The following is a 21,266-nucleotide window of genomic DNA, read 5'->3' as shown; positions in this document are numbered from 1 at the left end:
TTCGCCCAACATTCTGCCGCAAACGGTAGCGCGTATACCATAACACCACCCCTAACCCATACTAACAATTCGGTGTGAAGGGTTAACGTGGTTAACCGCGACGCGCCGAACAGTACCTCCGGTGCGAATTAACGTTAACCCGCATCAAGGTTAACGCCTGCTCAACGAGTTTTCTGCAGCCTCTCATCAGAAGCCGATTCAAGCCGAATCGGTCGCCCGGTCGCGGCCGCGTTCTGTCCGCGCCGGGTGCAAGAACAATGAGGCTGGATGCAATGTTCGTGTTTCCGCGAAAGATGCATCAGGCAATCGCAGTCCTGGCGGCCGCGGTTGTCGGCGGATGCTCTTATGCTCCCCACGGCGGCGTTGTGCGCAGCGCAACGCTGAACCGGCAGATCGACGTCAGCGAAGCCTTCATCACCCCGCCGCCGGGCGGGCCTGAAGTCATCGCCGTGCTCGAAAACCGATACGAAAATGGACTGGCGCAGGACATCATCCTCGCCAACAATTCCGGCGTGACGGGCCAGAACGTCATCGTCGTCAGAGCCTACGGGCCGATGGGCTACGAGGCGGGCCGCGAATCGCTGCCGTCCGACCACATCGACCTCTATGATATCCACCGCGAACTGCGCACCCAGTTCCCGGGTGTCGCCATGGAAGTCTCGGGCCTTTATGCGCAGAACCGCTACGGCCCCTTCTCCTACGCCACCGGCCGCTCGCGGTCGGGCGCGAACTGCGTCTATGCGTGGCAGCGCATCGCCGCGAAGGAGGGGATCTTCACCGGCCAGCGCGGGGCGATCACCTGGCGCATGCGCGTCTGTGACGCCACGACCGACACGCGCACGATCCTGCTGCTCGCCTACGGTCTGACGATCAACGGCTACTTCCTGTCGAAGTCGTGGAACCCCTATGGCGATCCTCCGGAGCTCGACCCGCGGATCGGCGTCGCCGGCGCCACGGTTCTGCCCGAGCAGGTCGTGGACCCGACGGTGATCGCGCCGACTTCCTTCGGCCCGCGTCCGCGCCAGACCATCACCGCCCCCGCACCCGCCCGCCGGGCCACGGTGACCGTCGCTGCCGCACCGCCGCAGCCGCCGATCATCCGCAACCAGCCGATCGAGGGCGCGGCGGTGATCCCGCGGCCTGAGAATACGGACCTGTCCGAGCCGCGCATCGAGGGGTCCAACCTGCCGACCACCGGCCTTTCCGTTCAGCCGGGCGCGGTGCGCATCCCGTCCGCCGGAAGCCGCAGCGGCCTTGCCGCACCCGCTCCGGGCGGCGTTCGGGTGATCCGCCCGAACTAAGAGGTTCGCCGCCCGATCCCGGCGTCTGGTGCCGGGGGAGGGCGGCAACACCGGCCCTTTGTATGTGGGCCGCACCACCGACGGCCGCGGCGTCTGATCAACTGCTGCGGCCGGCATCCAACTGCCTCAACTTGCCCCGGCGTCCTCAACGGGACGGCCGGGGCCTTTCCCGGTCAGAGGCAGCCAGGCGAGGCGACGAACCGCCTCGATGGAGCTTTCGGCCCGACCTCAGGATGGCACCAGAACCAGCCGGGTCGGGAGACGTTCCGCGCGAAACCCCTCGGCGCAGCGGATGTTCATGCCGCGGTGCGCAGTCCCAGAAGTGCCCGCGCTTCCTGCCATGAGGCCACAGGCCGCTCATATTTCCCGGCGAGTTCAACCGCCTTCTTCACCAGCGCCGCGTTGGACGGGGCGAGGGTGGACCGGTCCAGGCGGATGTTGTCCTCCATGCCGGTGCGGGCATGACCGCCGCTCGAAATCGCCCATTCGTTGAGGACGATCTGGTTGGCGCCGATCCCCGCCGCGCACCAGGGCGCATCCTCGCCGAAGAAGCGCTTCACCGTGGCGACGTAGAAGTCGAACACGGCGCGGTCGACCGGCATCGCGTTCTTCACGCCCATGACGAACTGCACATAGGGGGTCGCGGGGATCTCGCCCTTGTCGTGCATCTCCTTGGCCTTGAAGATGTGGCTGAGGTCGAAGGCCTCGACCTCGGGCTTGATGCCGTAGGTCACCATCTCGGCCGCCAGCCATTCGACGAGGTCGGGCGGGTTCTCGTAGACGCGGGTCGGGAAATTGTTCGACCCCACCGAGAGCGAGGCCATGTCGGGGCGCAGCGGCAGCATGCCCCCGCGCGTCTTGCCCGCGCCGGAGCGCCCGCCGGTGGAGAACTGGATGATCATGCCGGGACAATGACGCTCCAGCCCCTCCTTCAGGCGGGCGAAGCGCTCCGGATCGGACGTCGGCGTCTCGTCGTCGTTGCGCACGTGGGCGTGGACGATGGTGGCTCCCGCCTCGAACGCCTCGTGCGTGCTCTCGATCTGCTCGCTGACGGAGATCGGCACGTTCGGATTGTCCGCCTTGCGCGGGAGGCTGCCGGTGATGGCGACGCAGATGATGACGGGTTGGCCCATGGCGCGGTCCTCGCAAGCTTTTCTGTGGATCATGCTCTTACAGCGCCGCAGCGCCGGCGCGGAAGGGGGCGCGCCATCGCCGATCGGCGACGTCCACCGCCGGACGTCAGGCATCGGACGATGGACGTCGGATGAGGGCGCGCGTTGATTCGCCGACTGGCGATCGCATCGCCAAGGTTCAAGGCGGCGCAGGCAAGTCGAGAGGCGCGGAGGACGCCGCGAAGACCACGGCGAGGCAGACCTGAGACCGCCGCGAACGGCCGCCGAGCGATCAACCGCAATCCTGCACTGTATAAATGAAGCTAACGTGACTTGAATTTCACCTAAGATAACGGGGGGAAGTAATTGTCACGCTGGCGAGGAATCACTATTCTAAGTTGGATGGTGGATGTGATTCTCGATAAAGATTCAGCCGGATCCGGCATGGCAAGCCCGTCTCTGGCGGCGCGGGCAAAAGCCGTGCGAAAGGCGAAAGGGCTTACGATTCAGCGGGTTGCCGATAGGGCGGGCCTTGCGATCTCCACCATCTCGAAGATCGAGCGGAATCGTATGACGCCGACCTATGAGTGTTTCCGCAAACTCGCCCGCGGGCTCGATGTCGACGTGGCCGAGCTCATCGATACCACTGCATCCAAGTTGCGGGAGGGCGAACACGCTGTCAGCCGCCGCGGCGACTTCGAGTATCACCTCGTCTCGAACACGCTTTACGAAGTCCTCTTCAGCCAGATGGCCGAGAAACGCATGGTGCCGAGCTTCGCCACGTTGAAGCCGCAGGGCGAGCACCGGGTGGAGGCCGCAGCGGCCGGGAGCGGTGAACAGTTCGTCCTGGTGCTGAAGGGCACCGTGCGGGTGGAGCTCGAACATGCCGAGCCCATCATTCTGCAGTCCGGTGAAAGCCTCTATCTCGACAGCCGCCGCGCTCACCGCTTCGTATCGGCGACGGAGCGGTCCGCCCGCATCCTGTGCGTCTGGTCCGGCCAGGAGAGCGCCGCGCCGATCATGGCACCGCGGAGCTGAGCGGAGGCCGGGCGCCCTATGTGGTGCCCTGCCGATTGCGCGCTGTCCCGTCGCGTCGTGGCTCGGTGCGCCTCGACGTCAGGCGCGAGCGGCACCGGCGGCGGCCAGCGCCGCGGCGAGAGCAGGGCGTTTGCTGGCATAGACGGCGAGCGGCGTCCCCGCCATCACCGCCTCGAACGCCTCGCGCAATGCCGTCACCCCGGCGCCCGGCCCATCCGGATGCGTCATGATTCCGCCGCCGGCCGCGAAGATCAGCTCCGGGCTCTGCAGCGAGGCCCAGGTCGCCGGCACCGTCAGCGCCGTCTGCCCCGACGAGAGGACGGGCATCGCCGTCATCGGCAGGTCCGGCCACAGCGGCAGGGTCAGCGCACGGGCGGAGCGCACGACGCTGGTGTCCGGCTCGGTGAGCGAGTTGGCGAACCCGTTCAGCGTCAGATGATCGCACCCCGCCAGCCGCCAGATGGTCTGCATGGCCGGGAACGCGATTCCCAGCAGCGGATGACGGTCGACCGCGCCCCACCCGGCCCGGTCACCGTGGATCGGCAACTGGCTGTGCCGCCGCAGCGCCTCGAGCCCCGTCAGCCCGACGGCGCCGAGGCTGACCATCACGCACGTGCCGCCGTGTTCGAGCACGGTATCGTGGCGGGCGCGCATCTCGTCCACCGCGCCGGTGAGGTTGAAGGCGACCATGACACGGTGGCCGGTGCGCTGGGCGTGCTCGTCGACCCGCTCCAACACGGCGCGGACACGCTCCTCGAACGGGCAGATGCGGCTGTCGGTCTGCAGCGCGTCATCCTTGATGAAGTCCACCCCCGCCGCGCAGAGGAGACCCGCCACCTCCGCCGTCTCCTCCGGCGTATAGCCGACCGAAGGCTTGATGATCGCCCCCAAGAGCGGCCGCCCCTCCACGCCCATCAGCCGCCGCGTACCGGTGATGCCGAAGGCGGGACCCGGCGCGGTGGAGGCGAAACGGCGCGGCAGGCGGATGGCGGTGAGCTTCAGGCCGGAGCACTCCGGCCGCTCGAAGAGGTTCCCGGCGACGGTGGTCATCACCGCGGGCAGGGTGGTTCCGACCGACTCGACCGGCCAGGAGAGCGTGAGGGAGGCGCGGCGGTGCGCGCCGGCGCGGTTGTGGCTGCCGGGAAGCGCAGGAGCAGCGACGGGGCCGAGATCGTCGAGCGCCTCGATCCGGGCCATCACGCGGGCGCAGCGGGCCTCTTGCGCGGTGAGGCTGCCGAGGGCGCCGGTGCGCGGCGGGTTCGGGCCGGTCGCCCCGGTGTAGGCGCCGAGGGATTGCTCGCGCGCCACCGCGGCGGCCGCCTCCGCCAGCGGAAAGGCGGTCTCGATGAGGTAGTCTGCTTCGATGCGCGGCGTCATCACCCGTCCCTGCCGGCGCCCGGTGTGGTCCGCCGGCTCGTCCTCGTGAGGCCGCGCCGCCGGTTGGGGCGTACGGCCGGCCGGAGCATGATCGCGAGCGGCCCGTGTGGTCCATCGCCGAAAATGGCCGCGCCGTCGAGGGGTGAGGTGGCGCAGGCTGCGATTGAGGCCGCCCGGCGCCGGCGGCGGAGGACGCGCCGGGGCGGTCAGTCGAGTTCGGCCATCAGCCCCGCCATGAGGCGCGCCCGCCGGCCGAGGCTCTCCACCTCGATATATTCGTGCAGGGTGTGGACCTTTTCGCCGTCCAGGCCGAGCCCGTCCAAGGTCGGGATGCCGAGCGCGCCTGTGAAATTGGCGTCCGACCCGCCGCCCGCGCTGCCGTGGGTGAGGTCGATCCCCATGGTCGAGGCGATGCGCCTGGCGCGCTCGTAGAGGGCGAGGGTCCCCGCGTCCGGCTCCCACACCGGCCGCACCACGCCCAGCGTCACGTCGAACCGCGGCGCGCCGTCCGCGTCTTTGGCGGACAGGGCCAGCATGCGGGCGATGCCGCGGTCGAGGTCGCTCTGGCGTTTGGCCATGGACAGTGCCTCGCCGTGGCACACGGTGGCGACGCAGTTCACCCAGGTGCCGCCGTTCACCACGCCAACCGAATAGGTGCAGTCCTCGTTGGTCATCGCCTCGATGCGCGGGATCATCTCGGCCATCTGCCGGATTGCCGAGCGGCCGGCCTTCAGGCGGATGCCGGCGTGGCTGGCGCGCCCGTGGGCGGTGAGGTTGTAGCGGGCGATGGCGTAGCGCCCGGTGCAGACGGCGTCCGGCCCCATCAGGCCGGGCTCCGGCACCAGCACATATTTATGCTTGCGCGCCTCGGCCTCGATCAGGGCGCGGGTGCCCGGCGTGCCGATCTCCTCGTCCGAGGTCAGCAGGACGTGGATGGGGAGAGGCGTCTCGTGCCCCACCTCGGCGAGCGCGCGGGCGGCTTCGAACGCGGCGTAGGTGCCGCCCTTCATGTCGCAGATGCCGGGGCCGGTGCAGAAGGCGCCGTCCCGCCGGAAGGGCAGATGCTCCAGCGTGCCGTGCGGGTGCACGGTGTCGAGATGGGCCATGACGAGAACGCCCGGCGCATCCGGCCTCGGGTGCGGAAAGACGGCGCGCGCACAGTCGCCGAGTCCGGGCGGGCCGGGGATATGCTCGACGCGTGCGCCGAGTGCGCGCAGCCGGTCCGCGGCGAGGCCGACCATGCGGCTGACGGCGGCGGGGTCGAACGTGGGACTCTCGCACTCGATCCAGGGGCGCAGCCCGGCGAGCATCGCATCGCTGTCGAGGGGGAGTGAGGTTACATCCATGACGAAGCTCGCGACATGCCGGGGAGGGAAGGCTGACACCGTCGCCGCCACCTGTCGATGGGGCGACGGCCGGCCGGCCGGCTGGCTAGGCCGCGCGCTCTAGGACATACACCTGGCGCGAGGCGAGGATGTCCTTCGTGTCGTTGCGCATGCCGGTGAGGTGCGGCGTCTGCCGATGCGCTTCGAGGTGCGCCTCGCTCTCCCACGATTCGTCGAACACGAAGCGGCCGGGGGCGGAGGGGTCACGGTAGAGGTCGTAGTGGAAGCAGCCCGCTTCGGCGCGCGTCGGCTCGATCAGCTTGGCGAGCGAGGCGAAGAGGGCCTCTTCGTGACCCTCCTTGGCGGTGAAGATGGCGATGATTTTCAGCATGGGCGTCCTCCGATCTTGTTGCGTCGGAGGATCGTGAAGCGGTGCGGCGCTGACAAGCGGCGAAATGCCTATGGCTCGACCCCGCTCAGCGGTAGGCCTCGACGGTGACGTCTTCCAGCCGGTAGCCGACGTCGGCGAGGATGGTGGCGACCGGCGTGGCGCGCAGCGTGCCCGTCACCCACACCATGTCGCCGACCGGCGGCGCCAGCTCCTTGCTGTCCACATAGACGATCTGGTTCGGCGGCGGCGGGGGCACGTGGATGCACGCGCCCAGAACGGGGACGAGAAGGAAGTGCTTCTCGTCCTGCTCGAACCCGACGGGGCTGGTGTAGCCGGCGAGGCGGACGCGCTTGCCGTCCAACTCGCCGCGCACGCTGCCGACCATCGCCTGCATCGACCGCATGTCTGACATGTCGAGGAAGAAATTCATCATGTCTTCGGCCGTGACGCCTTCTTCGAAGGTGCTTTCGGACGGCGTACCGACGCGGTCGCCCGCAGGAGCGTCGAGCTTAAATTCCCCATCGGCCCAGAGATCGCGGAAGCTCAGCGCTTCGGCTCCGGCGGACAATGGCGGCGTGACGGTCGGCTCGGGAAGGTCGTAGCTGATCAGCTCGTGCGGTGCCGTCCCGTCGTTGTTGAAGCCGGGCACGGGAGCAAAGCCCGCGTCGTCGGCGATGACCTGTCCATCGGCCCCGATCATCTGCCCTGGAGCGGGAATGCCGCCGGAAGAAGAGCGCAGATAGAGCGCACCCGCCACCGCGCCGACGGCGATGAAGGCGACGATTGAAAGCCTGACGATAACACCGACCATGTGCACCTCCATGGCGATCAATGGGCTTTTAGCGATGCCTTGTCACATGACCGATCGGCAATGCGGCGCATCGCATCGGCAATTTCGATCCGGTTTCCAGGTCCCTCACAGCCCCGATACAGCCTGGATTGTTAGGAATGAAGAGCCGGCGATGTGAATGCCGGTGGTACGGCGGTCCCTGTTGCGGCCGCGGTGCCTGTGTCTCAAAGCGGTCCGATGGTGGGCCGTCCGGTGAGTAGGACAGCGTACCATGTCCGCATTCGTGCCAACATGCCATTCCTCGCGCTCCTCGAGTGCTGCGATCCGTCGTGCGGGAGAGGGCCCGTGTCCTGCCGTGGGCCGCGCCGCCGTGCCCCCGCGCGTGCGGTGGATGGCACGATGAGCAGCGCAACCATCCATCCCCTCGCCCACGAGTTTCCGAGCGCTCACGAGATCCCCCGCAGCGCGCGCGGCGCCGCGGCGCCGATGCGCGCCCGATCGGCGCTTCCGGTACCGGGCGACCTTTCGTTCGATATTCTGAAGGAGATCGACGTCGCGGTGGTGGTCGTGAGCGAAGACGATCACGTGACCTACGCCAACGACTGGGCCCGTCAGACGATCGGCGGCAACATCGTCACGTCCTCCTTCGCCGAGCTGTGGGCCGAAGACGCCGACGCCGTGCACGACATGCTGACGGCAATCGCCGCGGCCACCGACTGGCGCAGCTTCAGCCTCACCCGCAAAGCCAACGGCGACAACCGGACGCTGAACCTGCGCGGCCGGCCGATGGCGGTGAACCGGCCTCCCGTCGCGTCCGCGCGCCACATCCTCATCACCAGCGACATGCCCGGTCAGAAGGCGGAGCCGCTGGTTGTGGAAAAACCGGACAGGCTCGCGGCGGCTGAGATGGACCCGCAGCGCGAGTTGGTCCACCGCGTCAAGAACAACCTCGCCCTCCTCATGTCGCTGGTGCGCAATGCGCGCCGCAACGTTCAGGACCAGGGGGCGGACGAGGAGATTTCCGGCTTCGAGCGGCGGCTCATGTCGATCGCGGCGATGCACGACGTGTTGGACGCCCGGCGCGAGACCTCCTCCTTGCGGGCCGACGACTTGTTGCGCCGCGTATGCGAGGGCCTCGGCGAGGCGCTGGCCCCGCCGAATGTAAGGATCGACTGCCGGCTCGACGAAGTGTCGGTTCCCGTGGCGATCGGCTCGCCTCTGGCGCTGATCGCCAACGAGCTCATCACCAACGCGCTGAAGCACGGCTTCCCGGCGGACCGGCAGGGCACGGTGGAGGTGAGCCTAGTGCGCGGTGCGGACGGGTGGTGCGAGATGGCGGTCCGCGACGACGGCATCGGCGCGGAGGCGGCGAGCACGACCGCCCGGCGCGGAAGCCACGGCTCGGGCGGTACCATCATCAAGGCGCTGGTGATGCAGTTGGGCGGCACGCTGCACAGCAGGGACGCCGCAAGCGGGACCGACTGGGTCCTGCGCTTCGTGGCGTGAGCGTCCGCAGCGCCTCGGCGGACCGGCGGGACGCACCCGCCATCAGCCGCGGGACGCGGTGCAGCTCAGGCACTCCCACGGACGGACGCCCGCAGCAGGGGCCACGACGTGATGCCACGGCCGGTCGCGGAGCCGTTCGCCTCGCCGGACAGTGGCCGCGGTTCAGTGGTTCAGCGGGCTGAGGGGAGGCCGATTGTGTCGTTTTGAAGATTGGACCGGGGCGGCGAGTAGGCGGGCCGAGCGGCGTCTCAGCGCAGCATGCCCTTCACCAGATTGCTGGCGCGGCCGATATCGAGCTGGTCCGGGTAGCGTTTCTTCAGCGCGGTGATAGTGCGGCCCACGTCGCGCAGGCCAGCGGCGCCGATATCGTTCACCACTTGCGCGCAAGCTGAGCGCAAGGTTGGCTCGTCCATCAGCGGCGGCATGAACTCGCGGATGGTGTCGATCTCCGCCTTCGTCTGGCGGACCGCTTCAAGATCGCCGGACTTTCGGTCCGCGGCGATCTGCTCCTCACGCTGTTTGATCATCTTGGTGAGAAGAGCCGCGATTTCGGACTGAGAAATCTTCTCGCCGTTGCCCACACAGTGGGCCTGATCGCGATCTCGGATCGCGGTCTGCATCAGGCGCAGTGTACACAGCCGGCGCCGATCTTCATCGGTTCCAGCAGTTTTCACAGCCGTATGCAGTTGCTCTCTTACGTTCATGATCGATCACACCCTGCTGACACAGACGCGGTCCGCTTCTGGCGCTTAACACCCTTGAACAACATCGCCAAGGACGCAATATGTTTATGTCGCCTATGCCTCGGCACGGGAGACCCCACGCCTGGGCACAGCCATCACATGTCTTCCTTGCGTGTAGCTGCCTAAAATGGCGAATTTTCCCATTTTGCCAACCCTGCTTTACCATTTGTTCATGGTTCTCGTCGCGGCAGGGATAAAACGCGCGACGAGGCGGGGTGTTCAACGGCCTCGGCCCTGTTTACATGCCTGTGGAACGATAACAGGGACAGTTTGAATGGACGGTTGGGTCGAACCGAAGCCGACGGCGTGCCTCGCGCTGGCCGATGGGCTGGTGCTGCGTGGCATGGGCGCGGGCGCAGTCGGCACCGCAGTCGGCGAAGTGTGTTTCAACACGGCGATGACGGGCTATCAGGAGATCCTGACCGATCCCTCCTATGCGGGGCAGATCGTCACCTTCACCTTCCCGCACATCGGCAATGTCGGCGCCAACGAGGACGACATCGAGACGGTTGCGGCCGAGGCGAACAGCGCGGCCCAGGGCTGCGTCCTGCGCGCGCCGATCACCCGGCCGCAAAGCTGGCGCGCCGTGGAAGGGTTCGATGCGTGGCTGGAACGGCGCGGCATCGTCGCCATCACCGGCGTCGACACGCGCGCGCTGACGTCGCACATCCGCGAAGGCGGGATGATCAACGCGGCGATCGCCCACAATCCCGACGGCGTGTTCGACGAGGCGGAGCTGATCGCGGCCGCCAGAGCCGCACCGAACATGGACGGGGCGGAGCTCGCCACCACCGTGTCCACCCGCGCCTCGGCCCCCTGGCTGGGCGGAGCGTGGACCTGGCCGGGCTTTTATGCCGAGGTTAAGGGGGGAGGCCCGCGCGTCGTCGCCTTCGACTACGGCATCAAGGGCAACATCCTTCGCCTTCTGGCCGAGCGGGGCGCCAACGTCACCGTCGTTCCGGCGAATGCCACCCCGGAGGAGGTTCTGGCGCTGCAGCCGGACGGCCTCTTCCTGTCGAACGGCCCCGGCGATCCGGGCGCGACGGGCAAGATCATCGGCGAGACGCTGACGACCTTGATCGACCGGCGCATTCCGACCTTCGGCATCTGCCTCGGCCATCAGCTTCTGGCCCACGCCATCGGCGCGCGGACGAAGAAGATGAGCCACGGCCACCACGGCGCCAACCACCCGGTGCTCGACGTGGACACCGGGGCGGTCTCCATCGTGTCGATGAACCACGGCTTCACGGTGGACGCGGCGAGCTTGCCGAAGAATGCGCGCGAGACCCATCGCTCGCTGTTCGACGGGTCCAATTGCGGCCTCGCGCTGACCGACCGGCCGGCCTTCTCGGTGCAGTATCACCCGGAAGCCTCGCCCGGTCCGCACGACAGCTACAACCTGTTCGACCGCTTCCTGGCGATGATCGCCGAGACCAAGGCCGAGACGGCGCTGTGACGGCGCGGCTTTCGGTCGAGGACGCGCGGCCGGAGGACATGGAGGCGATCGCGGCGCTGAACAACGCCGCGGTCCCCAACGTCAACGCGCTGTCGGCGGAGGAGATGGCCGCCATCGCCGCGATGGGCGCGCTGCGGATCGTGCGCGCGGAGGGGGCCGTCGCCGGTCTCGTCCTGACGCTGCCGGAGGGGCAGCCCTATCCCAGCATGAACTACGCCTGGTTCTCGGGCCGGTTCGACGCCTTCCTCTATGTCGATCGCATCGTGGTGGCGCCGGAGGCCCGCGGCCTCGGCATCGGCCGCGCCCTTTATGACGACACCGCCGCGCGCGCCGCCGCACTCGGCCGCCCGCGGGTGTGCGCCGAGGTGAACGTGGAACCGCCCAATGCGGGCTCGATGGCGTTCCACGCGGCGTCCGGCTTCAACGTGCTTCTGGATCGTCTCAACGCCGAATCCGGCAAGACGGTGCGGATGATGGAGCGTCCGGTTTCACCGTCGGCTTGACTTCGGCGGCCGCGCAGTGCGCGTTTCTCCCATGGCCCGCGACAGAACGGGCCGCGAGGAGACGCCATGAAGATCACCGCCGTGCGCAGCCACAGGCTGGGTTATGACCTGCCCGAGACTCTGGGCTATTCGCAGCAATGGTACGCCCGCCGCTCGGCCCATCTGGTCGAGATCGAGACCGACGCGGGTCTGACCGGCTGGGGCGAGTGCTTCGGCCCCGGCGCGGTGGCCGTGGGCAATCAGACCATCGTGGAGCAGGTGATCGCGCCGCTCATCATCGGCCGCGATCCGGTGCAGCGCGAGGTGCTGTGGCACGAGGTCTACAACCTCCTGCGCGACCATGGCCAGAAGGGCATGCCGCTCCAGGCGCTGTCCGGGGTCGACATCGCGCTGTGGGACCTGGCCGGCAAGGCGGCCGGCCTGTCCATCGCCCGGCTGATGGGCGCGCGCTACCGCGACAGCGTGCCGGTCTACGGCTACGGCATGATGCTGCGGCCCGACCGCACCAGGCTCGAGGCGCGGTTTGCGGGCGAGGCGGCGGCGATCGAGGCGGCGGGCTTCAGGGCGACCAAGATGAAGGTCGGCCTCGGCGTCGCGGAGGACATCCGCCTGGTCGAGGCGGTGCGCCGCGCGCTGAAGGACGAGACGCGGCTGATGGTGGACGCCAACCACGGCTACCACGTCACCCAGGCGATGGCGGTCGGCCGCGCGCTGGAGGACCTCGGCGTCTACTGGTTCGAAGAGCCGGTGGCCCCGGAGGACCTGGAGGGTTATGCCGAGCTGCGCCGATCGCTGAAGGTGAACATCGCCGGCGGTGAGGCCGAATTCACCCGCTGGGGCTGGCGGCGCCTGTTGGAGGGGCGGTGCGTGTCGATTGCGCAGCCGGAGGTGTGCGGGCTCGGCGGCATCTCCGAATTCATGAAGGTGCTGACGCTGTGTCAGACGCACTTCATCCCGGTGATCAACCACGTCTGGGGCTCGGCGGTGTCCATCGCCACGAACCTGCAGCTCCTCGCCGCGCAGCCGCCGCTGCCGGGCGGCCTCTTCCCGGACGAGCCGATGCTGGAGTTCGACACCACCCACAACGCCTTCATGTCCGACCTCTCCCTCGAAAGCCTCCAGGTGCGCGAGCAGGTGGCGGCGACGGGCCGCGTGACGATCCCGGACCGTCCCGGCCACGGCGTCGAGCCCAACCCGGACGTCCTCGCGAAATACCGCCTGCACTGAGGCGCTGCCTTCGCTCCGAACGGCACGCGACGACCCTGTTCCGTAGTGAACGCCCGAGCGCGCCGCCGCCCCCCAAAAAAATGGCGCCCCCGAGAGGGCGCCCAGTGCCGGTGGACGATAAGGTGCGGGGCTCGCTCAGAGGTGCGAGCCGCGCGGCGCGTGGGCCAACCGCTTCTCCATCTGGTTCCAGCGGTGGCGGGAGGCGATGTCGCGCAGGATCGCGAAGATCTGCGGGTCGCCGACGGTGCCGCGGCTGGCGGCGAGGGTGAACTCGGCGCAAAGCTCACGGCCCTTCGAGGCCGTGCCGCGGCAGCACTCCTCGATGGATGCCAGATAGAAGGCCGACTGCTCGGCGATCCCTTCGAGGGAGGCGCGGACGTTTTCCAGCTCCATGTCCGTCTCGATGACGACGTGGAAGCCGGTGACGGAGCGCGGCATGGCGCGCACGGCGTCGATCGGGGTGGCGGTTTCGATGTTGCTGGCGATGATGGTCATGGAACTGTCTCCTTTCGTGGGATGGGTGCGGGGCCGGGCGGCCCCGCTGCGGCGCGGCCTATTCGGCGGCGGTGCGCATGGCGTCGTTGGCGGCCTTCTTGAACTGGTCGGACTCGGTGGACTCGCCCATGGCCGTGGTGGAGGACTGGCCGCCCGACAGGGTCATCGACACGAGGTCGAAGTAGCCGGTGCCGGCTTCGCGCTGGTGGCGCGTGGCGGTGTAGCCGTTCTTCTCGGAGTCGAATTCGGCCTGCTGCAGCTCGGAGTAGGCGCCCATGCCCCGGGAGGCGTAGCCGCGCGCCAGCTCGAACATCGAGTGGTTGAGGGCGTGGTAGCCGGCGAGCGTCACGAACTGGAACTTGTAGCCCATCTTCGCGATCTCGCGCTGGAAGGTCTCGATCGTGTCCTTGTCGAGGTTGGCGAGCCAGTTGAACGAGGGCGAGCAGTTGTAGGCGAGCATCTTGCCGGGGAACTTGGCGTGGATCGCCTCGGCGAACTTGCGCGCCCCTTCGAGGTCCGGCTTGGAGGTTTCCCACCACAGGAGATCCGCCTTGTCGGCGAAGGAGAGGCCGCGCTTGATGCAGTGGGCGAGGCCCATGCCGGGCTTCAGGCGGAAGAATCCTTCCGGCGTGCGGCCGGCGTCGAAGTCGATGAACTCGTGGTCCCGCTCGTCGATGTCCGAGGTGATGAGGCGGGCCGATTCGGCGTCCGTGCGGGCCATGATGAAGGTCGGCACCCCGGCGACGTCCGCGGCGAGGCGGGCGGCCGACAGGTTGCGCTCGTGCGCTTTGGTGGGGATCAGCACCTTGCCGCCGAGGTGGCCGCACTTCTTCTCGGACGCCAACTGGTCCTCGAAGTGGACGCCCGCGGCGCCCGCCTCGATGTAGGCGCGCATGATCTCGTAGCAGTTGAGCGGGCCGCCGAACCCGGCTTCCGCGTCGGCGACGATGGGGGCGAACCAGTCGCGGGTGACGCGGCCTTCCAGGTACTCGATCTGGTCGGCGCGGCGCAGCGCGTTGTTGATCCGCTTGGCGAGCTCGGGCCCCGCGTTGGCGGGATAGAGCGACTGGTCGGGGTAAATCTGCCCCGCGGTGTTGGCGTCGGCGGCGACCTGCCAGCCGGACAGATAGATCGCCTTCAGCCCCGCCTTGACCTGCTGCACCGCCTGGTTGCCGGAGAGGGCGCCGAGCGAGTTGACGAAATCTTCCGAATGAAGGTCGTTCCAGAGACGGTTTGCGCCGCGTTCGGCGAGCGTATGCTTGACGTCGACGGAGCCGCGCAGGCGCAGGACTTCCTCGGGGGAGTAGGCGCGGGTGATGCCGTCGAAGCGGCCTTCAGGGGCGGAGGGGACGAGGTCTTCGAAGGTGGTCGTGGGGGCGGTGGTCATGGTCGGTCCTGACAACGAAACGTGTGTACGCGCTCTCGGCGCCGGTGCATTGTAGAAACGCGAAATTGTCATCCCGGTCCATACCTTGGCAGTATTGCTGAGGTTGGGCTGTATCAGTAAAGAATGATACAGCCTGTAACATTGTAAGGTTTGTCATGTCGGACATCGACGCGCGGCGGAAGCTCTTTCTCGGCCCGCAGATCCGCAGATTGCGGCGGTCGCTGAAGCTGACCCAGGCGCAGATGGCCGAGGGCCTCGCCATATCGGCGAGCTATCTGACGCTGATCGAACGCAACCAGCGACCGCTGACGGCCCAGCTCATCCTGCGCCTCGCCGACGCTTACGACATCGACGTGCGCAGCCTCGCCCCGTCCGCCGACGGCTCGGTGCTGCTGGGCCTGCAGGAGGTTGCGGCGGACCCTGCGCTGGCGGGGTCCGATCTCGCCCCCCAGGAGCTTCAGGAGATGGCCGAGATGTTCCCGCGCATCGCCGACGCGATGGTGCGCCTGCACGAAAGCCTGACAGGCGCGCGCGAGGATGCGCAGGCGCTGGCGGAGAGCGCGGCGGCGGGCGCGCCGTCCGGCGTCGGCAACAACGCGGTGGAGGAGACGCGTGAGGCGCTGCAGGCGCGCGACAACTATTTCGGCGAGCTGGAGCAGGTGGCGGCCGACTTCGCGAAGCGCGCCAACATCCGCCTGGACCTTCCGCAAGCGCTGACGACCAGTCTCGTCAACCACCTGAAGACCGCGCACAATGTGGACACCGTCATCATGCCCTACGACGTGATGCACGGCCTCCTGCGCCGCTTCGACAAGCACCGCAACCGGCTGATGCTGTCGGAGCTTCTGGGGCCGACCAGCCGCACCTTCCAGGTCGCGCACCTCGTCGGCCAGCTGGAAGCCGGCGAACTCATCCGTGCCCTGTCGAGCGACCCGCGCTGCACCTCGGACTCCTCGCGTGGCATATTGCGGCTGACGCTCGGCAACTACCTCGCCGGGGCGATCATGTTCCCCTACGACCGCTTCCTCGACCACGCCGAGCGGCTGCGCTACGACGTGGAGGTGCTGGCCTCACGCTTCGGCGCCTCGTTCGAGCAGACGGCACACCGCCTCACCACGCTGCGGCGTCCGGGCGCGAAGGGCGTTCCCTTCTTCATGATCCGCGTCGACAGGGCGGGCAACATCTCCAAGCGCTTCGGCGGCGGTGTCTTCCCGTTCGCGCGGTCGGGAGGCACATGCCCGCGCTGGCGGCTCTACGAGGCGTTCCGCACGCCGGGGCGCATCGTCGTCGACCTCGTGGCGCTTCCCGAGGGGCAGAGCTTCGTGACGGTGGGGCGCACGACGGAGCGCGCCAGCGTGGGCGCGCACAATCCTGGCCAGGAGCTCGTCGTAGGGCTCGGCGCGGAGACCGCGCATGCGGGCAAGCTCGTCTACGCGGACGGGCTGGACCTGGCGCCGAAGTCGCTCGCCACGGCGGCGTCGCCGATCGGCGTCAACTGCCGCTTGTGCCCGCGCGAGCAGTGCAACTGGCGCGCCTTTCCGCCGCTGACGGGCAAGCTGGTGGTCGACGTCACCCGCCGCTCGGTCACTCCCTACCATTTCGTGCGCGACTGACAGCCGATGCGCGGCTGATCGCCCGCACCGGCGGCTCGGTTCGTCCGAAGACGTGTGGCGGGGTCAAGTGTCCACCCGGACCCACGCGCAGGCCGCCCTCTTGGGGGGCGGGCGAGCATGGGGAGGATGGGCACTTGACGCCGTCACTCGCCTTCCAAAGCTTGTCACAGGTGGTCGGTCTCGGGCTTCTTCAGCCCGAACTGACCGCCTGCCGGGTGGCGAACCGGGGGAGCGCGAGGGGGAACGCCTCGCGGGGCGGTCCCGTTCGCAGAAGCGCCGGTGTCTCAGGCGCGGCGGGTCAAACGTCGATCCGGTCGATGCCGCCGTGCTTGGCGCTCCAGGCCAGCGGCGCGGCGAGGAAGGCCTCGACGTCGGTGAGGTCGGCGGCGTCGAGGGCCCCCTCGGCGCGGGCGACCTTGAGAACGTCGGACCAGCGGGCGAGGGTGTGGAGGGCGATGCCGTGGCGGGTCATGGCGTTGGCGCTGTCCGGGAAGATGTCGTGATGGAAGACCACGAAGCAGTGGGCGATTTCGGCGCCCGCCTCACGCAGTGCCTCGGCGAAGCGGACCTTCGACCCGCCGTCGGTGGCGAGATCTTCGACCAGCAACGTGCGCTGGCCCTCCTTGAAGGCGCCTTCGATCTGCGCCCCGCGGCCGAACCCCTTGGGCTTCTTGCGGATGTACTGCATGGGGAGGCCCATGAGGTCCGCCATCCATGCGGCGAAGGGGATGCCTGCGGTTTCGCCGCCTGCCACAGCGTCGAACCGCTCCAGGCCGACCTCGCGGGCCATGGCGCCGACGCCCATCTGCATCAGCGTGGCGCGCAGGCGCGGATAGCCGATCAGCTTGCGGCAATCGACGTAGACCGGCGACTTCAGGCCCGACGTGTAGGTGAAGGGGTCTGAGGGGCGCAGGTGAACCGCCTGCACCTCGATGAGCGCACGGGCGGTGATGCGTGCGACGTCCTCGCGGGGCAGGATGGTGGCGGCGGTCATCGGTTCGGTCCTTTTCGCGGGGTCAGCGGCCATCGAGGGCGGGGGAATTCTCCACGCGCCAGGTGATCGGGAAGCCGGGGTTGAAAAGCGTAATCGGCCCGTCGGGCGTCGCGATCGGCTCCAGTGCGACGGGGTCGCCCTTCACCAGGGTGATCGTGTCGTCGTGAGGGGCGAGGCCGTAGAAGGCGGCGCCGCGGGTGGAGGCGAACGCTTCCAGCGTGCCGAGGCGACCTTTGTTCTCGAACAGGTGGGCGAGGATGCCCATGGCGACGGGCGCGGTGAAGCATCCCGCGGCGCCGCAGCAGCCGAGTTTCTTCATGTCGGTGTGGGGGGCGGAGTCGGAGCCGAAGAAGAAGCGGTCGTCGTCGCCGGTGGCGGCGGCCACGAGCGCCTCGCGATCCTCGCGCCGCTTGACGATGGGGAGGCAATAGTTGTGCGGGCGGATGCCGCCGGCGAGGAGGTCGTTGCGGTCGATGACGAGATGGTGGGCGGTGATGGTGGCGGCCATGTTCGGCGCCTCCTTCACGAAGGCGACGGCAGCGCGCGTCGAGACGTGCTCCAGCACGATCTTCAGCCCCGGTACGCGCGACCGGATCGGCGCCAGCACGCGTTCCAAGAATACTGCCTCGCGGTCGAAGATGTCGACGCTGTGGTCGGTCACCTCGCCGTGGATGCACAGCACCATGCCGCGCTCGGCCATCCGTTCCAGAACCGGGGTCAGGGCGTCGATGTCGTTGACGCCAGAGGCCGAATTGGTCGTCGCGTGGGCGGGGTAGAGCTTGGCCGCGGTGCAGACCTCGGCGGCGGCGTCGATGGTGGCGGGGGTGGTATCGTCGGTGAGGTAGAGCGTCATCAAGGGCTCGAACGACGCGCCGGGAGTGAGGGAGACGGCGTCCATGATGCGCGCGCGGTAGGCGCGGACCATGGCGGCGTCGACCACCGGCGGGACGAGGTTCGGCATGATGATGGCGCGGCCGAAGTCGAGCGAGCCCTTTGTGACCGCCGCGAGGATGGCCCCGTCACGCAGGTGAAGGTGGTAGTCGTCGGGGCGGCGGATGGTCAGCGTGTCGGTCATCGTCGGGGCTCGCGGAGTGGGGCGGTCGGGCGCTCTGGTGCGGGGTCAGGCGCGGAGGGTGAGGTCACGGGCGGCGATCCCGCGCGAGGTGCAGTGGCTGGCAATCTCGTCGACGAGGTTCACCATGGTCAGGGGTCGGGTGAAGGTGGCCGAGCCGACCGCGACGGCCGAGGCACCCGCGGCCATGTAGTCGAGAACGTCCTGCAAGGTGGAGATGCCGCCGCAGCCGATGATCGGCGTTCCCGGCAGCTTCTGCGCCACCTGGTAGGTGCAGCGCAGGTTGACCGGCTTGACCGGCGCGCCGGAGAGGCCACCGGTGACGTTGGCGAGGGCGGGCCGCCCGTCGCGCCGCATCGCCATGCCGGTGAGGGTGTTGGCGACGATGAGAGCGTCGGCCCCCGCGTCCACGGCGGCGGCGGCGATCGCGGCGATGTCCTCGGCGTTCGGCGAGAGCTTCGCCCACAGCGGCAGCTTGGAGGAGCGGCAGGCGGCGACGGCCTCGGCGGTCATCTTGGTGTCGAGGGCGAAGGACTTGCCGCCTTCCTCGAGGTTCGGGCAGGAGAGGTTCAGCTCGACCGCGTCGACGCCCTCGTCCTCGAGCAGCGCCACCAGTTCGGCGAACCCGGCGGCGGTGTCGGCCGAGACGGATACGATCAGCGGGGTGCCCCATCCCTTGTAGGCGGGGAGGGTATCGCGCAGGAACGCCTCTTCGCCGTCCGACGGGATGCCGACCGCGTTGAGGAGGCCGCCGCCAGCTTCGGTGAGGCGGTTGGGCGGGTGGCCGGGGCGATAGCCGGGCATCAGCGTCTTGGGGACCAGACCGCCGAGGCGGCCGAGGTCGAACACGCGGCCATAGGAGGCGGCGAAGGTGCCGGAGGCGGGGATGATCGGGTTCTTCAGCGTGACGGCGCCGATCGGCACGGCGAGGTCCGGAACGGTCGCGCTCATCAGAAGGCCACCTCCGCGATGGGGAAGATCGGCCCTTCGCAGACGAGATGGTAGCGCCCGTCCTTGAAGGTCTTGATGCAGGATTTGCAGGCGCCGATGCCGCAGGGCATGGCGACCTGAAGCGCGGCATGACCGGGGATCTTCTCCGCGTCGCACCAGTCCTGGACGATTTTCATGCCGTGGTCGAAGGCGCCGGCGGCCACCGCGCTGGGGCGGCCAGCGGCGGCGAGCGCACCTGCCAGCGCGTCGCCCGGAACGGCGGTGACGGTGGCGTAGGGCTCGAACATCGCCATGAGGGCCGCGTCCTGCTCGCCGGCGGTGACGGGGCCAGCGGGCTGGGCGGGCGGGCGCGTCACGAAGAGGACGTGCGTTGCCTCCCCCGCAGCGTGGCGCATGCGGGCGAGGGACAGCATCGTGCCGAAGTGCGCACCTTCGACGACGATCAGCGCGTCACTTCCGAGCGGCGCGAAGGGGAGGCCGAGAGGGCCCATGATGTGCAGCTTCTCGCCCGGCTCGGCGGCGGCGATGAGGCGGGTGCCTTCGCCCTGGTAGCCGAACGAGATCTCCAGCGGGTCCGTGGCGATGAGGCTCATCGGCCGGGCGAGCAGCGGCGCGCCGTCGCGGTTCGACGACACCATCGCGAACTGGCCGGGGGAGATGTGGCGGAAGGCGGGAGGCGTGTCGAAGGTCATCGTGGTGACGCCGGACGCCTCGGCGATGGTGCGAACGGTGACATCGCCGGCGAAGACGGGTGCGCCGCGCCGCGGTGTCTCGCGAGCGGTGTCGCCGGGGGCGGCTGCGGCGGCGGTCATCGCGCGGTCTCCATGAAGCCGCCGAGGAAGGCGGCGATGTTGTCGGTCAGCGGCTCGGACAGGTAGCCGCCTTCCTGGATCAGCGCGGTGGGAAGGCCGGTGCCGCCCAGGATCTCGCCCGCGCGGCCGATGCCTTCGGTGGTCACGCTCATGCCGCCGAGCGGATCGGAGGCATGAACGTCGAGGCCGAGGGAGAGGACGAGGCTGTCCGCGCCGAACGTTTCGATGTGGCCGAGCGCGGTGCGGATGGCGGCGAGCCACGGCTCGTCGCCCGCGCGCAGGGGGAGCGGCATGTTGATGTTGGCGCCTTCGCCCGCTCCGGTGCCGCACTCGCGCGCATAGCCGTTGAAGAAGGGGTAGAAGACCGACGGGTCGGTGTGGATCGACACGAAAAGGACGTCGCCGCGCTCGTAGAAGATCGACTGGGTGCCGTTGCCGTGGTGAACGTCGATGTCGAGGATCGCGGGGCGGGCGCCCTTGGCGATGAGGACTTCGGCGGCGATGGCGGCGTTGTTGAGGAAGCAGTGGCCGCCGGCGGTCTCGCGCGCGGCATGGTGGCCGGGCGGGCGGCAGAGGGCATAGGCGGGGGCGCCGGTTGCGGTCACCTCGGCGGCGGCGACGGCGGTGTCGGCGGCGCGGCGTGCACCTTGCCATGTTCCGGCGCCGATGGGCGATCCATGGTCGCCGACATGCCAGCCCGCGCGGCCGACGATGCTGGCGGGGTAGGTAGCGTCGGCAAGGCGCGGCTGGGTGTTGGCGAGCACCTCGTCGCCCGCGTTCGGGAGCTGCGACCAGGCGGCGTGGGCGGTCTCCAGAAAGTCCAGATAGCGGGGGCTGTGGACGGCGGCGAGCGAGGCGGCGGGGGCCGCGGCCGGCTCGTCCGGCGTCAGGCCGAGGCGCGCGAGGCCGGTCAGCAGCCGCTCCGCCCGCTCGGCCCGTTCCTCATTGGGGGCGAGCCGCCCGCGCAGCATGAAGACGTTGGGCGAGTGCAGGGCGGTTTCGGCCGCGTAGAAGGTGCGCATCGGGAACCCGGTCCGGCGTTGGAAGTGGTCGAATGTCAGATCGCTGGACGCTGCTTATGACCGAAGGCGGGTCGGGCGCAAGGCGTGCGCCGGCCGGCCCGCCGGGCGTACCCCGCAAAGGGTCGCCCGGCGGCGGCTGTCGGCCGATGAT

Annotated in this window: 20 protein-coding genes; 7 read left to right on the top strand and 13 right to left on the bottom strand. The window is 68.9% G+C overall.

What is annotated here, in order from left to right; genetic code table 11:
* Positions 1-365: 365 nt before the first annotated feature.
* The gene (bcsN, locus tag BIX52_RS16940; RefSeq protein ID WP_157956268.1) at positions 366-1,301 is read left to right on the top strand and encodes a cellulose biosynthesis protein BcsN; all 936 of its coding nucleotides are present in this window, start codon (positions 366-368) and stop codon (positions 1,299-1,301) included.
* A 296-nt stretch (positions 1,302-1,597) separates the two neighbouring features.
* Here bcsN and BIX52_RS16935 read toward each other — a convergent pair whose 3' ends face one another.
* Positions 1,598-2,434 carry a 3-oxoadipate:acetyl-CoA acetyltransferase gene (locus tag BIX52_RS16935; protein WP_075222269.1) on the bottom strand — a complete coding sequence of 279 codons (837 nt, stop codon included), beginning with the start codon at positions 2,432-2,434 and terminating at the stop codon, positions 1,598-1,600.
* A gap of 381 nt (positions 2,435-2,815) precedes the next feature.
* Between BIX52_RS16935 and BIX52_RS16930 the strand changes: the two genes are divergently transcribed.
* Positions 2,816-3,451 (top strand): helix-turn-helix domain-containing protein, encoded by a 636-nt coding sequence (locus BIX52_RS16930; protein WP_083660401.1) that lies wholly within the window; start codon positions 2,816-2,818, stop codon positions 3,449-3,451.
* A 78-nt stretch (positions 3,452-3,529) separates the two neighbouring features.
* Here BIX52_RS16930 and BIX52_RS16925 read toward each other — a convergent pair whose 3' ends face one another.
* The 4 genes from BIX52_RS16925 to BIX52_RS16910 all read right to left on the bottom strand — a co-directional run bounded on the left by BIX52_RS16925 (position 3,530) and on the right by BIX52_RS16910 (position 7,355).
* Positions 3,530-4,828 (bottom strand): RuBisCO large subunit C-terminal-like domain-containing protein, encoded by a 1,299-nt coding sequence (locus BIX52_RS16925; RefSeq protein WP_075222268.1) that lies wholly within the window; start codon positions 4,826-4,828, stop codon positions 3,530-3,532.
* A 206-nt stretch (positions 4,829-5,034) separates the two neighbouring features.
* The gene (locus BIX52_RS16920; protein WP_075222267.1) at positions 5,035-6,174 is read right to left on the bottom strand and encodes a M20/M25/M40 family metallo-hydrolase; all 1,140 of its coding nucleotides are present in this window, start codon (positions 6,172-6,174) and stop codon (positions 5,035-5,037) included.
* 85 nt (positions 6,175-6,259) lie between these two features.
* Positions 6,260-6,544, bottom strand: coding sequence for a putative quinol monooxygenase (locus tag BIX52_RS16915; RefSeq protein WP_075222266.1), 285 nt, complete (start codon positions 6,542-6,544; stop codon positions 6,260-6,262).
* 85 nt (positions 6,545-6,629) lie between these two features.
* Positions 6,630-7,355: a DUF3299 domain-containing protein gene (locus BIX52_RS16910; RefSeq protein WP_157956269.1), complete on the bottom strand. Its 726-nt coding sequence runs from the start codon at positions 7,353-7,355 to the stop codon at positions 6,630-6,632.
* A 378-nt stretch (positions 7,356-7,733) separates the two neighbouring features.
* Between BIX52_RS16910 and BIX52_RS16905 the strand changes: the two genes are divergently transcribed.
* Positions 7,734-8,840: a sensor histidine kinase gene (locus BIX52_RS16905; protein ID WP_075222264.1), complete on the top strand. Its 1,107-nt coding sequence runs from the start codon at positions 7,734-7,736 to the stop codon at positions 8,838-8,840.
* A gap of 248 nt (positions 8,841-9,088) precedes the next feature.
* Here BIX52_RS16905 and BIX52_RS16900 read toward each other — a convergent pair whose 3' ends face one another.
* Positions 9,089-9,544, bottom strand: a complete 456-nt coding sequence (locus BIX52_RS16900) for a GatB/YqeY domain-containing protein (protein WP_075222263.1) — start codon at positions 9,542-9,544, stop codon at positions 9,089-9,091.
* A 313-nt stretch (positions 9,545-9,857) separates the two neighbouring features.
* Here BIX52_RS16900 and carA point away from each other — a divergent pair, with 313 nt between their 5' ends.
* The 3 genes from carA (at position 9,858) to BIX52_RS16885 (ending at position 12,769) form a co-directional block, all read left to right on the top strand.
* On the top strand, positions 9,858-11,039 hold the full coding sequence (gene carA, locus BIX52_RS16895; protein ID WP_075222262.1) for a glutamine-hydrolyzing carbamoyl-phosphate synthase small subunit: 1,182 nt from the start codon (positions 9,858-9,860) through the stop codon (positions 11,037-11,039).
* Complete coding sequence (locus tag BIX52_RS16890) at positions 11,036-11,542, top strand: GNAT family N-acetyltransferase (RefSeq protein ID WP_083660397.1); 507 nt, start codon at positions 11,036-11,038, stop codon at positions 11,540-11,542. Before carA ends, BIX52_RS16890 begins: the two co-directional genes overlap by 4 nt.
* 66 nt (positions 11,543-11,608) lie before the next feature.
* Entirely contained in the window at positions 11,609-12,769 is a 1,161-nt protein-coding gene (locus tag BIX52_RS16885) for a mandelate racemase/muconate lactonizing enzyme family protein (RefSeq protein ID WP_075222261.1), read from the top strand.
* Positions 12,770-12,904: 135 nt separating this feature from the next.
* Here BIX52_RS16885 and BIX52_RS16880 read toward each other — a convergent pair whose 3' ends face one another.
* Both BIX52_RS16880 and aceA read right to left on the bottom strand, forming a co-directional pair.
* Positions 12,905-13,264, bottom strand: coding sequence for a hypothetical protein (locus tag BIX52_RS16880; RefSeq protein ID WP_075222260.1), 360 nt, complete (start codon positions 13,262-13,264; stop codon positions 12,905-12,907).
* A gap of 58 nt (positions 13,265-13,322) precedes the next feature.
* Positions 13,323-14,651, bottom strand: a complete 1,329-nt coding sequence (gene aceA, locus BIX52_RS16875; RefSeq protein ID WP_075222259.1) for an isocitrate lyase — start codon at positions 14,649-14,651, stop codon at positions 13,323-13,325.
* A gap of 155 nt (positions 14,652-14,806) precedes the next feature.
* On the opposite strand from aceA, the gene BIX52_RS16870 reads away from it, so the two are divergent.
* Positions 14,807-16,264 (top strand): XRE family transcriptional regulator, encoded by a 1,458-nt coding sequence (locus BIX52_RS16870; protein WP_075222258.1) that lies wholly within the window; start codon positions 14,807-14,809, stop codon positions 16,262-16,264.
* Positions 16,265-16,562: 298 nt separating this feature from the next.
* Here the strand turns inward: BIX52_RS16870 and BIX52_RS16865 are convergent, their stop codons facing one another.
* Genes BIX52_RS16865 through BIX52_RS16845 form a run of 5 tightly spaced genes read right to left on the bottom strand, consistent with a single transcriptional unit; the run spans position 16,563 to position 21,115 of the window.
* A complete protein-coding gene (locus tag BIX52_RS16865) occupies positions 16,563-17,258 on the bottom strand; it encodes an orotate phosphoribosyltransferase (RefSeq protein WP_075222257.1) in 696 nt (231 codons plus the stop codon).
* 22 nt (positions 17,259-17,280) lie between these two features.
* Complete coding sequence (gene pyrC, locus BIX52_RS16860) at positions 17,281-18,333, bottom strand: dihydroorotase (protein ID WP_075222256.1); 1,053 nt, start codon at positions 18,331-18,333, stop codon at positions 17,281-17,283.
* Between the two features lie 45 nt (positions 18,334-18,378).
* On the bottom strand, positions 18,379-19,281 hold the full coding sequence (locus BIX52_RS16855) for a dihydroorotate dehydrogenase (protein WP_075222255.1): 903 nt from the start codon (positions 19,279-19,281) through the stop codon (positions 18,379-18,381).
* Positions 19,281-20,093, bottom strand: a complete 813-nt coding sequence (locus BIX52_RS16850) for an iron-sulfur cluster-binding protein (RefSeq protein ID WP_075222254.1) — start codon at positions 20,091-20,093, stop codon at positions 19,281-19,283. The genes BIX52_RS16855 and BIX52_RS16850 overlap by 1 nt, the downstream gene beginning before the upstream one ends.
* Entirely contained in the window at positions 20,090-21,115 is a 1,026-nt protein-coding gene (locus tag BIX52_RS16845; protein ID WP_075222253.1) for a histone deacetylase family protein, read from the bottom strand. The genes BIX52_RS16850 and BIX52_RS16845 overlap by 4 nt, the downstream gene beginning before the upstream one ends.
* Positions 21,116-21,266 lie beyond the last annotated feature (151 nt).

Origin of the sequence: Acuticoccus yangtzensis (genome assembly GCF_001927245.1) — a bacterium.
GTDB lineage: Bacteria > Pseudomonadota > Alphaproteobacteria > Rhizobiales > Amorphaceae > Acuticoccus > Acuticoccus yangtzensis.
This window is presented reverse-complemented; position numbering and strand designations above follow the sequence as displayed.